Source organism: Mesorhizobium sp. M1163 (assembly GCF_040318415.1).
Taxonomy (GTDB): Bacteria; Pseudomonadota; Alphaproteobacteria; order Rhizobiales; family Rhizobiaceae; genus Mesorhizobium.
The window spans coordinates 13,454-26,778 of record NZ_JAMYMF010000026.1; the positions used below are offsets into that span (position 1 = coordinate 13,454).

At 62.7% G+C, this 13,325-nt stretch carries 11 protein-coding genes; 6 read left to right on the plus strand and 5 right to left on the minus strand.

The features are described 5' to 3' along the window. Window positions 1-126 precede the first annotated feature (126 nt). The 3 genes from NKH43_RS23060 to NKH43_RS23070 are packed head-to-tail and all read left to right on the plus strand — an operon-like array spanning window position 127 to window position 4,508. Window positions 127-1,143 carry an ABC transporter substrate-binding protein gene (locus NKH43_RS23060; protein WP_352860063.1) on the plus strand — a complete coding sequence of 339 codons (1,017 nt, stop codon included), beginning with the start codon at window positions 127-129 and terminating at the stop codon, window positions 1,141-1,143. A 3-nt stretch (window positions 1,144-1,146) separates the two neighbouring features. After that, the gene (locus NKH43_RS23065) at window positions 1,147-3,432 is read left to right on the plus strand and encodes an ABC transporter permease (protein WP_352860065.1); all 2,286 of its coding nucleotides are present in this window, start codon (window positions 1,147-1,149) and stop codon (window positions 3,430-3,432) included. Next, window positions 3,432-4,508: an ABC transporter ATP-binding protein gene (locus NKH43_RS23070; RefSeq protein WP_352480834.1), complete on the plus strand. Its 1,077-nt coding sequence runs from the start codon at window positions 3,432-3,434 to the stop codon at window positions 4,506-4,508. Before NKH43_RS23065 ends, NKH43_RS23070 begins: the two co-directional genes overlap by 1 nt. On the opposite strand, the gene NKH43_RS23075 is transcribed toward NKH43_RS23070, so the two are convergent. The 3 genes from NKH43_RS23075 to NKH43_RS23085 all read right to left on the minus strand — a co-directional run bounded on the left by NKH43_RS23075 (window position 4,498) and on the right by NKH43_RS23085 (window position 7,745). Further along, window positions 4,498-5,292, minus strand: a complete 795-nt coding sequence (locus tag NKH43_RS23075) for an inositol monophosphatase family protein (protein ID WP_352480835.1) — start codon at window positions 5,290-5,292, stop codon at window positions 4,498-4,500. The two genes, NKH43_RS23070 and NKH43_RS23075, sit on opposite strands and share 11 nt — an antisense overlap. A 152-nt stretch (window positions 5,293-5,444) precedes the next feature. Further along, window positions 5,445-6,218: a glucose 1-dehydrogenase gene (locus NKH43_RS23080; protein WP_352860067.1), complete on the minus strand. Its 774-nt coding sequence runs from the start codon at window positions 6,216-6,218 to the stop codon at window positions 5,445-5,447. A 108-nt stretch (window positions 6,219-6,326) separates the two neighbouring features. Further along, window positions 6,327-7,745: an aminotransferase gene (locus NKH43_RS23085; RefSeq protein WP_352860069.1), complete on the minus strand. Its 1,419-nt coding sequence runs from the start codon at window positions 7,743-7,745 to the stop codon at window positions 6,327-6,329. 295 nt (window positions 7,746-8,040) lie between these two features. Here NKH43_RS23085 and NKH43_RS23090 point away from each other — a divergent pair, with 295 nt between their 5' ends. Genes NKH43_RS23090 through NKH43_RS23100 form a run of 3 tightly spaced genes read left to right on the plus strand, consistent with a single transcriptional unit; the run spans window position 8,041 to window position 10,917 of the window. After that, entirely contained in the window at window positions 8,041-8,958 is a 918-nt protein-coding gene (locus NKH43_RS23090) for an ABC transporter permease (protein ID WP_352480838.1), read from the plus strand. 38 nt (window positions 8,959-8,996) lie between these two features. Then, the gene (locus NKH43_RS23095) at window positions 8,997-9,821 is read left to right on the plus strand and encodes an ABC transporter permease (protein ID WP_352860070.1); all 825 of its coding nucleotides are present in this window, start codon (window positions 8,997-8,999) and stop codon (window positions 9,819-9,821) included. 22 nt (window positions 9,822-9,843) lie between these two features. Then, window positions 9,844-10,917: an ABC transporter ATP-binding protein gene (locus NKH43_RS23100; protein WP_352860105.1), complete on the plus strand. Its 1,074-nt coding sequence runs from the start codon at window positions 9,844-9,846 to the stop codon at window positions 10,915-10,917. Here NKH43_RS23100 and NKH43_RS23105 read toward each other — a convergent pair. Continuing rightward, the gene (locus tag NKH43_RS23105) at window positions 10,881-12,182 is read right to left on the minus strand and encodes a flavin monoamine oxidase family protein (RefSeq protein ID WP_352860072.1); all 1,302 of its coding nucleotides are present in this window, start codon (window positions 12,180-12,182) and stop codon (window positions 10,881-10,883) included. The genes NKH43_RS23100 and NKH43_RS23105 overlap by 37 nt on opposite strands. Next, window positions 12,179-13,255: an extracellular solute-binding protein gene (locus NKH43_RS23110; protein WP_352860074.1), complete on the minus strand. Its 1,077-nt coding sequence runs from the start codon at window positions 13,253-13,255 to the stop codon at window positions 12,179-12,181. Before NKH43_RS23110 ends, NKH43_RS23105 begins: the two co-directional genes overlap by 4 nt. Window positions 13,256-13,325: the final 70 nt, after the last annotated feature.

Below are 13,325 nucleotides of genomic sequence, written 5' to 3' on the forward strand. Positions count from 1 at the left end.
CAGTCTGTCGAACATGTTGAGCGGGAAGTCGGCGAAAGACGCAAAGGCCGCCGCACCCTTCCAACTTGAATTTTCCGCGTATCTGGGTTTCATAAGTCGGCAAATAACTTAGGGAGGAATTTCAACATGAAAAAATGGGCAATTCTTGGCGCCGGCATCCTCGCCGCCGCGTCGGCATCGGCGTCCGCCGAAAGCCTGACCATGTATTGCGGCGTCGATGAGGTCTGGTGCCAGCAGACGGCACGGGCGTTCGAGGAGAAGACCGGCATCACCGTCAATATGACCCGCAAGAGCGCTGGCGAAATCTATGCGCAATTGCGCGCTGAGGCCGCCAACCCAAAGGGAGACATCTGGTGGGGCGGCACCGGCGACCCGCATCTGCAGGCAGCCGAGGAGGGCCTGACCGAGGAATATGAATCGCCGCTGCTCGACCAGTTGCAGCCATGGGCGATCAAGCAGGCGGAAACATCCGGCCACCGCACTGTCGGCATCTATTCGGGTGCGCTGGGCTTCGGCTACAACAAGGATCTGCTGGCCAAGAGCAATCTTCCCGAACCGAAATGCTGGGCCGATCTGATCAAGTCCGAATACAAGGGGCACATCCAGGTCGCCAACCCCAATTCCTCGGGGACCGCATACAATATGCTGGCGACCATCGTTCAGCTGTTTGGCGAGGACAAGGGTTTCGAATACATGAAAGCCCTGCACAAGAACGTTAACCAGTACACCAAGTCGGGCTCGGCGCCGATCAAGGCCGCCGGTCTCGGCGAGACCACCATCGGCATCGTCTTCATCCACGACGCCGTGTCGCAGGTCGTCGCAGGTTTCCCGATCGTTCCGGTCACTCCCTGCGAGGGAACCGGCTACGAGATCGGCTCGGAATCGATCATCAAGGGGGCGCGGAACCTGGAGGCTGCGAAAAAATTCTATGACTGGGCGCTCGAGGCCGACGTCCAGTCCATGGCGCAAAAGGCGGGGTCGTTCCAGGTTCCGTCGAACAAGGCGGCAAAAACCTCCGACAAGGCGCCCGACCTCTCCACCATCAAGCTGATCGACTATGACTTCAAGAAGTATGGCTCGAGCGAAGAGCGCAAGCGGCTGCTGAAAAAATGGGACGAGGAGGTCGCATCGCTGCCGCAATAGCAGATGCGCTTCCGCGAAACCCGCTGGCCCATTGAACCGGTCGCCCTCCTTTGGATGGCGGTCGGATGGCTGGGGTTTGCCGTGCTGCCTTGGTACGGCATCGAGGACGGGTTCTTCGGCTTTTCCTGGCTGTTCGACGGCTACCCGTCCGACAGCGAATTCGCGCCGGCACTGGTTCTGGCGCTCAAGGGCGAGAAACTGTGGCTGGCGCCGCTCGGCCTGCTGCTGGCGGCGCCGCTGCTTCTGTGGGGCCGCACCAAATCCGATCCGTTTTTCAGCCGGCTGCTGATCATCGTCGGCGCCGCCGGATTTGGCTGGCTGTTGTTCCAGGGCTTCGCCATCGGGCTGCGCGGCTGGCAGTTCGGCTGGCTCACCAGCACGTTCGGCGAACTTGGCGACCGCCAATTCGGCATGGGCTACGGCGCCTTGCTGGTCAGCGGTGCCTTTCTGTTCCTTTTCACCCTGGGTGTTGCCGCGCGCGGCGCCGTCTCTGGCGACGTCTTCGTCGTCGGTTCGATCGGCTTAGTCGTCGCCATGGTTGCCATCTTCATCTTCATGCCGATCCTGATGATGCTGGCCAATGCCATGCAGACCGACGATGGCGGCTACTCGCCTGTCGCGTTCCTGGCCAAGCTGTTCAGTTCGCGGCTGTGGAGCCTGGCTTGTCTTGCCGGCGGCAGCCGCTGCGGCGTGGCCTGGAATTCGCTGCTGCTGGCCGTGCTCGTCGGCCTGCTGACCATGTTTCTGGGGCTGGTGTTCGCGCTGGTGGTGACCCGTACCGATTTCCGCTATGGCAAGCTGCTGCGCGCCCTGACCGTGTTGCCGATCATCACGCCGGCTTTCGTCATCGGCCTTGCCATCATCCTGTTGTTCGGACTGTCAGGCGCGGTGACGCAGAGCGTGGCCAGTGTCTTCGGCTTCCAGCCGACACGCTGGGTATATGGACTTCCCGGCATGCTCATTGCCCAGGTTCTAGCCTTCACGCCGATCGCCTTCCTGGTGCTGATCGGCGTCGTCGAAGGCGTCAGCCCGTCCATGGAAGAGGCCTCACAGACGCTCCGAGCCAGCCGCTGGCAGACGTTTTGGACGGTATCCCTGCCGCTGATGCGGCCGGGACTGGCCAACGCCTTTCTGCTCGGCTTCATCGAGAGCATGGCCGATTTCGGCAATCCGCTGGTGCTGAGCGGCAATTACGACGTGCTGTCGACAGAAATCTTCTTCGCCATCGTCGGCGCGCAGAACGATGCGGCACTTGCCGCGATCCTGGCGCTGGTGCTGCTGGCCTTCACGCTCGGCGCGTTTTATGCCCAGCGCTTCTGGATCGGCAGGCGCCCTTACACCACCGTCACCGGCAAGGGCGACGCCGGCGTCCATCCGCGCTTGCCTGCCGGGCTGACATACGCGCTCTATGTCATCGCCGGACTGTGGACGGCCTTCACCGTGCTGGTCTACGCGGTGATCTTCTACGGCAGCTTCGTCAAGCTCTGGGGGGTCGACCAGAGCCTCACATTGGAGCACTACAGGAAGGCGTTTTCCGTCGGCTGGAATGAGTTCGGCATCCACTGGTCGGGCTCGGCATGGAGCTCCTTCTGGACGACCATGGAGATCGCGCTGATATCGGCGCCGCTGACGGCCGGAATAGGGCTTCTGACCGCCTACCTTCTGGTCCGCCAGAATTTCCGCGGCAAGAATGCCTTCGAATTCGCGACCATGCTCTCGTTCGCGATTCCGGGAACCGTAATCGGCGTCAGCTACATCATTGCCTTCAACGTGCCGCCGATCGAACTGACCGGGACCGGCATCATCCTCGTATTGTCGTTCATCTTCCGCAACATGCCGGTGGGCGTGCGCGCCGGCGTCGCCTCGATGTCGCAGATCGACCGCAGCCTGGATGAATCCTCGCTGACGCTTGGCGCCAACTCGTGGCAGACCTTCAGACGCGTCATCCTGCCTTTGCTGAGATCGGCAATGCTGGCGGCGCTCGTCTATTCCTTCGTGCGCGCCATGACCGCGATCAGCGCCGTCATTTTCCTGGTCAGCGCGCGCTACGATCTTTCGACCAGCTACATCGTGGGACGTGTCGAGAACAATGAATACGGCATCGCCATCGCCTATTCGACGGTGCTTATCGTCGTCACGTTGATGGTGATCGGCCTGATGCAGCTGGTTGTCGGCAGCCGCAATATCGGCCGGCGCGGCATCCAGCCGGGCGACGGCTGGAGCGTGCGCACCAATGTCAGCCTGCCCGGAACGGCAGGCGGCCCGACGACGATAGCAGGAGCTGGGTGATGGCCGAAATTCGCGGCAACGCCGCCTCGGTGACCTTCGACCATGTCACCAAGACATATCCGGGCGCCAGCACGGCGGCGGTCGACGACATCTCGCTTGCGATCGAAGCCGGCAAGCTGGTGACGCTTCTCGGGCCCTCCGGCTGCGGCAAGACGACGACGTTGCGCATGATCGCCGGACTCGAAATGCCTTCCAGCGGCCGCATTCTGATCGGCGGCAAAGACGTCACGCGCCTGCCCGCTACCGACCGCGACGTGTCCATGGTTTTCCAATCCTATGCGCTGTTCCCGCATATGACGGTGATGGAGAACGTCTCCTATGGCTTGCGCTTCTCCGGCCATGACAAGAAGGAGGCTGCGTCGCGTGCCCGTGCCGGGCTGGAAATGGTCGGCCTGACCGGTTTCGAGGCGCGCCTGCCCAGCGAATTGTCTGGCGGCCAGCAGCAGCGCGTGGCGGTGGCGCGGGCGCTGGTGCTCGAACCGCAAGTGCTGCTGTTCGACGAGCCGCTCTCAAATCTCGACGCCAAGCTACGTCGACACGTGCGCGAGGAAATCAGGGAAATCCAGACCAAGCTCGGGCTGACGGTGGTCTATGTCACGCATGACCAGGAAGAGGCGCTGGCGGTTTCGGACCGTATCATCGTCATGAACAAAGCCGTGATCGCACAGGACGGTACGCCGCGCGAACTCTATGACGCGCCGGCCAACGCTTTCGTCGCCGATTTCATCGGCGAAGCCAATATCCTGGATTGCGAGGTGGTTTCGGTAGAAGGCGATGAAGCCACCGTCCGGCTGGGTTCGCTGGCCTTGAAACTGCCGGCGCGTGGCCACCGGGCCGGCCCGGCGAAGCTGGCGGTCCGGCCGAGCCGGATCGGGATCGGGGCTGCCGGCACGCCGCGGACGATCGCCGGCAGTCTCGAAAAGGTCACCTATGTCGGTAGCCATCTCGAACTGATCATCGGCACACCGCACGGCCAGGTGTTTGCAATATCGCCCAATATCGATGCGCCATTTCAGGCAGGCGACAGCGTCGGGATCGGCTTTCCGGAGCGCGGACCGGTTCTGATCAAAGCTTGAAGGATTGCACGCAGAGTTGGCGGATCTGGGCGAACACGCCGCTGCCGCCGCAAATCACCAGCGCGCCTCCTTCCAGCACCGTCTTTGGGTCGGGCTTGACGATCGTGCCGCCGGCTTCTTCCACCAGGAGCATGCCTGCCAGGCAGTCCCACGCGTTCATATGCTCTTCGACATAGCCGAGCAGCCTGCCAGCGGCCACATAGGCGAGCATCAGCGCACCGGATGCGTTACGGAAAAACACGCCGCCTTTGGAAAACAGCAAGCCGATGAGCGTGGCGACGTTTTGCATATCGGCGCGGTTGGAAAACCCGGTGCCCAACGAACCGTCGGTCAGGCTGGTGGCCGCGCTTGCCCTGATCGGCTTGCCGTCGAGAAAGGCGCCGCCGCCCTTACGGCAATGAAAAGTCTCGCCCGTGGAGGGTTCGTGGATGACGCCCACGACAGTGTCGCCGTCCTTGGCGCAAGCGATGACCACACACCAGGCCGGAATGCCCCGCACGAAGTTCGCGGTGCCGTCGATCGGATCTATCACCCAGACATGCCCGCTCGATCCGGTGACCGAGGCATGCTCCTCGCCGACAATTCCATCGGTCGGGTAGGCGGCTTTCATTGCCGCGCGGATGAACAGCTCGACCTCGCGGTCGGCCTGCGAAACCATATCCTGATGACCTTTGCTCTCGATGGCGAGGCTGTCGAGATCGCGAAAATATTTCAGGCCGAGCGCGCCAGCGCGCCGCGCGAGATCGATGGCGAACTGTTCGCGCGCTGCTGTGTCGGGTGTCATGGGGTCCTTGGGATGGCGAATGTGATCTGAGGAAAATACCCCAGCCGGAGAAGCTTAGCGGTCAAGGTAAGAGTGTGCAAATGACGGCTCTGCCTTTTGCAGGGCGGCTCGAGGTCGACCGATCTCCCACGCACTGACAGCGATGACCGCGGTCATACCGAGCCGGTCATGCCGCCGTCGACATAGATGATCTGGCCCGTCATGAAGCTCGATGCATTGGATGCCAGGAAGATCGCGGCGCCGCCCAGTTCGTCGACTTCGCCCCATCTGGCCAGCGGTGTGCGCCCGACCAGCCAGCGCGAGAATTCGGCGTCTTGCACCAGCGCCTCGTTCAGTTCTGTCCGGAAGTAGCCTGGGCCGATACCATTGACTCTGATGCCGTGTGGGCCAAGCTCGGTGGCAAGCCCCTTGGTCAGCATTTTCATCGCACCCTTCGATGCCGTGTATGGCACGATCGAGGAACGCCCCAGTTCGCTTTGCACCGAACATATGTTGATTATGGACCCGGTCTTGCGGGCCATCATCGAGCGGACCACCGGCCGGGTGACATAGAATGCACTGTAAAGGTTTGTCCGCATCAATCTGTCGAACATGTCGAGCGGGAAATCGGCGAATGGCGCGCGGTGCTGCATGCCGGCATTGTTGACGAGAATATCGATCGGGCCGCGCTCTGCTTCCAGCCTGCCGATTTCACGCTCGACGTCTTCAGCCACGGTCACGTCGAAGGTGGAGCCGATCGCCTGGATACCGGATTCGGCCAACGATCCGAGTGCCTTTTGAACGTGGTCTTCGTCCCGCCCATTGATGATCACCGTCGCGCCGGCGCTCGCCAGCGCCTTCGCCATGGCAAAGCCGATGCCGCGGCTCGATCCGGAGATGAAAGCGGTTTTGCCGGCGAGGCCGAACAGGTTCGATAGGTCGGTCAATGTTTGTTTCCCAGAGATGCGGCCAGATGCAGGCGATCGAGGCCCTGACGTACATCGTAAGCGCGGACGACCGCTGTCAGCAATGGCGAGATTGCCGGCAATAAACGCTTATCCCCGCCAGACACCTTCCCGGCGCAGATCGTCCATCGTGCGCGAAATGCCTTCGCGCAGGATCGACACCATGTCGTCGACCTGCTCGCGCGTGATGATCAATGGCGGCGACATCACGCACATGTTGATCAGTGGCCGGACCAACAGGCCGAGCTCGTGGCAATGCGCGTCGATGCGTTTGCCGACATCCTTGTCGAGCTGCAGTGGATCCTTGCTGTCGCGGTCGGCGACGCATTCGACGCAGCCCATCAGCCCCATGCCGCGCACCTCACCGACCAGCGGCAATTCCTCCAGCGTCTTCAGTTGCGCCTGGAAGTAGGGCGCGACCTCGCGCGTATGGGCCAGCACGCTTTCTTCCAGAATATCGAGGTTCTTCAGCGCCACCGCGCAGCCGACCGGATGGCTGGTGTAGGTCAGGCCATGGCCGAACATGGCGTCTGGATGGTTCGAGCGGCGCAGCTCCTCCAGCAGCCGTTCCGAAAGGATGACGCCGCCGAGCGGGAAATAGCCTGAGGTCACACCCTTGGCGAAGGTGATCATGTCGGGCTCGATGCCGAACACCTCGCCGGAGGCAAAGACATGGCCGAGCCGGCCGAAGGCGGTCACCACCTCGTCGGAAACATAGAGGATGTCGTTGTCGCGGCAGATCTGCCGGATGCGCTGGAGATAGCCTTCGGGCGGCACGATGACCCCGCCTGATGCCTGCACCGGCTCGCCGACGAAAGCACCGATCCTGTCGGCGCCGACGCGGGCGACTGTGTCGCGGAATTCGGCGACCAGCGCATCGGTGAAAGCGGCAACGCTCATGCCCTTCGGACGGCGGAACGGATCGGGTGAGGACAATTTGACGACCAGCTCGTCTGCGCCATCCATCCAGTCACGGTCGCGCGGACGCCCGTTAAGCGAGGCCGACAGATAGGTCGAGCCGTGATACGCGCCGCCCCGGCTCAGGATCAGCTTCTTTTCCGGGCGGCCGCGCACATTGTTGTAAAATTGCATAAAGCGCAGCGCCGTCTCGACCGCCGAGGAGCCGCCCGTGGTGAAGAAAACATGGCTGAGATCGCCCGGCGCGTGGCCGGCGATTCGCATGGCCAGTTCCGCCGACGGCGCATTCATCGTGTACCACGGCGTGTTGTAGGACAGCGCCATCGCCTGGTCGTACATTACCTTGGCGAGCTCTTCGCTACGGTGGCCGACATTGATGCACCACATGCCCGCCGGTCCGTCGATCAGCCGCTTGCCGGTGGCATCGGTGATGTAGATGCCCTCGCCCGCGCCGATCAGGGCGCGTGCCTCCGCGCCGACCGAGCCGGCGAACGGCCAGGGCTGGACAAGATGGCGCTTGGCCAGTTCGACGGCATCCTGAGCGCCGGCTCCAGCCATTTCGGTCGAAGTGATGTCTCTTGCCGCCGCCATCTTCGCCTCGCATTGTATGCCGCAATTTCACCGGACACGAAGCTGGTTCACGCTCCAGGAAAGCTCGGCTTTCTTCGTTAATTTTGAATGGCCGTTCAATCAATATTGCAGAAATAGCGCTTGATTTCAATCCGCCGATGCGCGCATGATGAAGAAAGCCGGCAAGCTCGGAGCGCGATAGCGCCTGGGCATAAAGTGGGAACAGATAGCCGGTTCCAGCAATGGGATGCCGCATGGCAGGACAGTCCGCGCCAGCAACCGAAATCACGCCGGAGACCCTGCCCGAGGGCCTGCAATGATGGTGGCCGCGGAAGGGTCGCCCGCTTTCGGCATGACGCGGGCCAGGCGCAACGCCCTTCTGCAATCAGAACCCGTTCAGGGTCTTGCCCTGATCAGCCCGACCTTCGTCTATGCGCTGATACTTCTGGTGCTGCCGATCCTGGCGGTCATCGCGCACTCCTTCTGGACGCAGAATTACCTCACTGTCGACCATACCTTCACGCTTGAAAACTACCGCCTTGCGCTGACCGAGCCGATCTATCGCGACCTGCTGTGGCGCTCGCTCTACATCTCGCTGACGGTGAGCTTCTTCACGGTCGTGCTCGCCTATCCGATCGCCTATTTCATCTCGTTCCACGGCGGCCGCCACAAGGGCCTGTGGCTGTTCCTGATCACCATCCCGTTCTGGACCAGCTATCTGCTGCGGGTAATGTCGTGGAAGGTCATCCTCGGCTATAATGGCGTGCTCAATTCCGGCCTGATGGGCCTTGGCATCATCGACGAGCCGTCGACCGCGCTGCTTTACAATTCGACTGCCGTCATCATCACGCTGACCCACGCCTGGGCAGCCTTCGCCATCCTGCCGATCTTCGTCTCGCTGGAAAAAATCGACCGCACGCTGGTCGAGGCGGCCACGGACCTCGGCGATGGCCCTGTCCGTTCCTTCCTGCGCGTGACGCTGCCGCTTTCGGCGCCCGGCATCATTTCGGCAGCGCTGATCGTCATGATCCCGACGGTCGGCGATTACGTCACGCCGAAGCTTGTCGGCGGCAAGGACGGCGTCATGATCGCCAATGCCATCCAGGCGCAATTCGGCAAGGCCTCCAATTGGCCGCTGGGTGCTGCACTCTCCGTCACCACGATGCTGGTTGTGACGCTGATCGCAGGCGCCACGGTTCTGATCATCCGTGCCGCCCAGCGGCTGGCACGATGAGGCTGGCGCGATGAGGCCGGCGCGATGAGGCCGGCGCGATGACGGCGATGCGCCGCTTGCTGCCGGGCCGATTGCTGCCGGCCTATGCGTTCCTCTACGTCGTGTTTCTCTATCTGCCGGTTATCTTCCTGCCGATCTTCTCCATCAACACCGCCGCGACGCCGAAATTCCCGCTCTCCGGCTTCACCTTGAAATGGTACCACGACCTGCCGCGCACGCCGGCGCTGCTCGACGCCACCTGGAACAGCCTGGTCGTCGGGGTATCGGCTTCCATCCTGTCGACCGTTCTTGGCATCCTCGCCGCCCGCTCGATCACCCGCTACCGCTATCCCGGCCGCCGCGCCATCAACGGCCTGATCATGGCGCCGCTGGTACTGCCCGAAATCATCGTTGCCATCTCCTTGCTACTGGTGATCCTGCAACTCGGTTTGAGCCTGTCGCTGTTCACCGTCGTGCTTGGCCACGTCCTGGTCTGCGTTCCCTATTCGATGACGGTGCTGACCGCTGGCTTCGAGGGCTTCGACCGCAGCCTGGAGGAAGCCTCCGCCGATCTCGGCGAGAGCGCCTTCGGCACGTTTCGGCGGGTGACGCTGCCGATGGTGGCGCCGGCGATCATTTCAAGCCTGCTCGTCTGCTTCACCATTTCGCTCGATGAGTTCCTCATCGCCTTCTTCCTGACCGGCACCGAGGCTACACTGCCGATCTATATCTGGGGCCAGTTGCGTTTCGCCGCGAAACTGCCCGGCGTGCTGGCGCTGGGCACGCTGTTGCTGGTTGCCTCGTTTCTTTTGATGACGACCGCCGAAATCCTGCGCCGCCGCGCGGCCAGGCGCACCCAGAACGAGGGAGCCTTCCATGCCTGAGCGGCCCCAAATCGAACGCTCTATGATCGAGGTCCGCAACGTCACGCGCAGCTATGGTTCGTTCAAGGCGCTGGACGACGCCTCGCTGACCATCAGGGAGGGCGAATTCTTTTCGCTGCTTGGCCCGTCCGGCTGCGGCAAGACCACGCTGTTGCGCATGATCGCAGGTTTCGACAATCCGACCAGCGGCTCGATCTCCGTCGATGGCCAACCGATGGAAGGCATCCCCGCCAACCGCCGGCCGACCAACATGGTGTTCCAGAGCTACGCCATCTTCCCGCATCTCAATGTGGAGCAGAACGTCGCTTATGGCCTGAAGCGGCTGAAGCTGGCCGGCACGGAGGAAAGGCGCCGTGTCGAAGAAGCCCTCGCCCAGGTGTCGCTGACCGGCCTCGGCAAGCGTCTCGCCACCGAGCTTTCCGGTGGCCAGCGTCAGCGCGTGGCGCTGGCTCGTGCGCTGGTGATGCGGCCAAAAGTGCTTTTGCTCGACGAGCCGCTGTCGGCGCTGGACAAGAAATTGCGCGAGCAGATGCAGGTCGAGCTGCGCCGTCTGCAGCAGGCGGTCGGCATCACCTTTGTCCTGGTAACCCACGACCAATATGAGGCACTGGCCATGTCGGATCGCATCGCAGTGATGTTCGGCGGCATGATTGCGCAGGTCGCATCGCCGAAGGAGATCTACCAGCGGCCGGTCAATCGCCAGGTGGCCGACTTCCTCGGCGGCATGAATTTTGTCAAGGCCGAGATCGTCGAGGAGAACGGCGCCTCGCTGGTGCTCGACACGCTGGGCTTCGGCCGCGTCAAGACCGACAAGCCGAAAGCTTTTGTGCGCAATGGCACCGCCGCGACGCTTGGCATCCGGCCCGAGCGCCTGCGCGTTCTGTGGGACGATGCGACGGCAAAATTCGAGGTCGCGGGCAAGGTGGTCGAGCGCCATTATTTTGGCGAGATCACCCATCTGATCGTCGAGATACCAGGGCTGGAAAAGCCGTTGTCGGTGACCGAGACCAACGACTTCGGCGCTGACGACATTCCGGTCGGCACCACGATCCGCCTCGCCTACGACCCAGAGGCCTTGGTGGCGATGGCAGATTGAATGATCCTTTGCGCAGCAATACGCCCGGCGACGATTGCACCCTCGACATAGCCTGGGAATGACGGCGACAGCTCCGACGAGGCGAAATGGACCGGCGGCGCGCCGGCGCGGATGATGCGTTCGGCATTGGTTGCCGTCGCATCGACGATAAGGTCGCTGTAGCCGCCACCGCTCCAGCGATCGTCCGTCCAGTCACGGTAGCTGAGATCGGAGAAGCCGGCCGCCTCGGCGCCAAGCGCTTGCTCCAGTTTTGACGTCACCTTGGCGCGCAGTTCCGCCTCGCCCAGTTCGCGCCAGCGCCGGGCCAGCGGCCCGCCGATGAAGACGACAAGGGCTGGATGACCGTCGTCATTGCCGGCGTCGCAGGCAAAAAGCCCGTGCGGATCGCGCCACATCACCATGCCGCTCAAGCCCCTGTCCCGCCAGAAGGCCGTGGGATAACGCGCCAGCATCTTGATTACCGCGCCGCTTTGCCAGACGCCGAGCGCTGCTTCCAGCGCAGCCGGCAGCAGCGGTACGAAATCCAGTCTCGACGCCATCATCGGCGGGACTGCGACCAGCACCGCTCGCGCCTCGATTGAGCCTGCGGCCGAGACGACGCGAACCCCTTGCGGTCCGCGCTCTATGCTCTTGACCGGCGTGTTCAGCCGCAGGCGACCACCGAGGTCGCGGGCCAGGTCGTCTGCCAGCGAATGCATGGTTTCGCGCACGAAATACTGCAGTTCCGACACCTCGTTGGTGATGCGGCGGTCGTTGTCGATCAGGTACCACAGCGGCAGCCTTTCCACTGCCAGGCACCAAAGGCCCTCGATCAGCGAATGAAAGACCGCCTTGGCTTCATCGGGATCATTCTGGCGATCGAGCCATGCCGCGACGGTCAAACCGGCAATGGCCGGATCGTCCGGTGCAATCGCGTTCATCCGCTCGCGTATTCGCATGGCGGTGCCATAAGTGCGCTCGGCTTGCGCCTCGCTCATCCGCGGTTGGGTGATGAATTCGCCGGCGAAATGCGTCCCGACCAGCGTCTTGCCGCGTGCCCGCACCAGCGCCATCAGTTCGGGCATGTCCTCGCACAGGAACTGGCCGCCGCTGTCGATGCGCTCGCCGAGCCCGTTCGGCATGGCTTCGACGCGTCCGCCGACGCGGTCGCGGGCTTCGAGCAGCACGAAATCGACGCCAGCGTTGTTCAGCTCATGCGCCGCCGACAGGCCGGTGAAGCCGGCGCCGACGACGACCACCTCGGCTCGTTCGATCTCGGACGTCAATAGCCGGCCTTGATCTTCTCGAATTCGGCGATCATCCGCTGCTTGAGCTCCGGCGCCACCGGCTGCTGGAACAGCGTCTTGTCGAGGAACTTGTCGAGATCGTCGAAGCCGCGCTCGGCCAGGATCTTGGGATCGATCGCCGCCATGGCAGCGGCGTTGCCATGGCCATAGCCGAACGTCTTGACCAGATAGTCGGATACAGCAGGCGCATTGACAGCGTTCAGGAAATCATAGGCCTGGTCGAGATCACCCGGTGCGTCCTTCATCAGCACATAGCCGCACACCCATGTCGACAGGCCTTCCTTGGTATCGCGGTTCATGGCGATCGGCACGCCTTGGCCCTTGAGGGTGACGAAAGTCTCGTTCCAGCCCCAGGCGAGATCGACCTCGTTGCCGGAGAAGGCCTGATTGATATCGGTGTCGTCGGTCCAGTAGAAGCGGATGTTCTTGTGCACGTCACGCAGAAATGCCGAGGCGTCCTTGAACTGCGCGTCGGTCATCTTGTTCCAGTCCTTGAGGCCGATGACCAGGCTGGCCAGCGCGTAGGCGTCGTCGACATTGTCGCCAATGGTAACGCGCCCCTTGAACTTCGGATCGGCAAAGATCCTGAGCGACTGCGCCTGATCCGGCGTCACATGGTCGGTGCGGTAAAGCAGGGCCGTATTGCCCCAGTCGAAAGGCATGAACCAGGCCTTGCCGTCAGCGGTGGTGGCGAGATCCTTCATCGCCATGATGCCGGGATTGAGATCCTTCCAGCCGGCGATACGGCTGGTGTCGAGCGGCTGCAGCATGCCGGCCTCGCGCCATTTCACCACGCTTTGCGAGCAGGGATGCGCAATGTCCGCCTTGAAGCCGGCCCGCATTTTCTGAAAGGCCTCTTCCTCGTCGCCGAAGAAGGCGAAGGTCGGCTCGGCGCCTTGTTCGGCGGTGTAGGCCGGATGCAGCAGCGGGTCCTCATAGCCCGACCAGTCGAACACGACGAGGTCGCCGCCGCCTGCCGCAAGTGCCGCGACTGTGCCTGCGCCGATTGCGCAGGCCGCGGCGATGGCCAGGCGGCGAAGCACGGAATTCATGGCGCAAAGCTCCTCATCGCGGGAAACACCGCGGCGACGTTAGGAGAATTCGGGAGCTTTGGCGAGCCCG

Coding starts and splice junctions, on each gene's coding strand:
- NKH43_RS23060 (WP_352860063.1), top strand. CDS start 127: ATGAAAAAATGGGCAATTCTTGGCGCCGGCATCCTCGCCGCCGCGTCG.
- NKH43_RS23065 (WP_352860065.1), top strand. CDS start 1,147: ATGCGCTTCCGCGAAACCCGCTGGCCCATTGAACCGGTCGCCCTCCTT.
- NKH43_RS23070 (WP_352480834.1), top strand. CDS start 3,432: ATGGCCGAAATTCGCGGCAACGCCGCCTCGGTGACCTTCGACCATGTC.
- NKH43_RS23075 (WP_352480835.1), bottom strand. CDS start 5,292: ATGACACCCGACACAGCAGCGCGCGAACAGTTCGCCATCGATCTCGCG.
- NKH43_RS23085 (WP_352860069.1), bottom strand. CDS start 7,745: ATGGCGGCGGCAAGAGACATCACTTCGACCGAAATGGCTGGAGCCGGC.
- NKH43_RS23090 (WP_352480838.1), top strand. CDS start 8,041: ATGATGGTGGCCGCGGAAGGGTCGCCCGCTTTCGGCATGACGCGGGCC.
- NKH43_RS23095 (WP_352860070.1), top strand. CDS start 8,997: ATGACGGCGATGCGCCGCTTGCTGCCGGGCCGATTGCTGCCGGCCTAT.
- NKH43_RS23100 (WP_352860105.1), top strand. CDS start 9,844: ATGATCGAGGTCCGCAACGTCACGCGCAGCTATGGTTCGTTCAAGGCG.
- NKH43_RS23110 (WP_352860074.1), bottom strand. CDS start 13,255: ATGAATTCCGTGCTTCGCCGCCTGGCCATCGCCGCGGCCTGCGCAATC.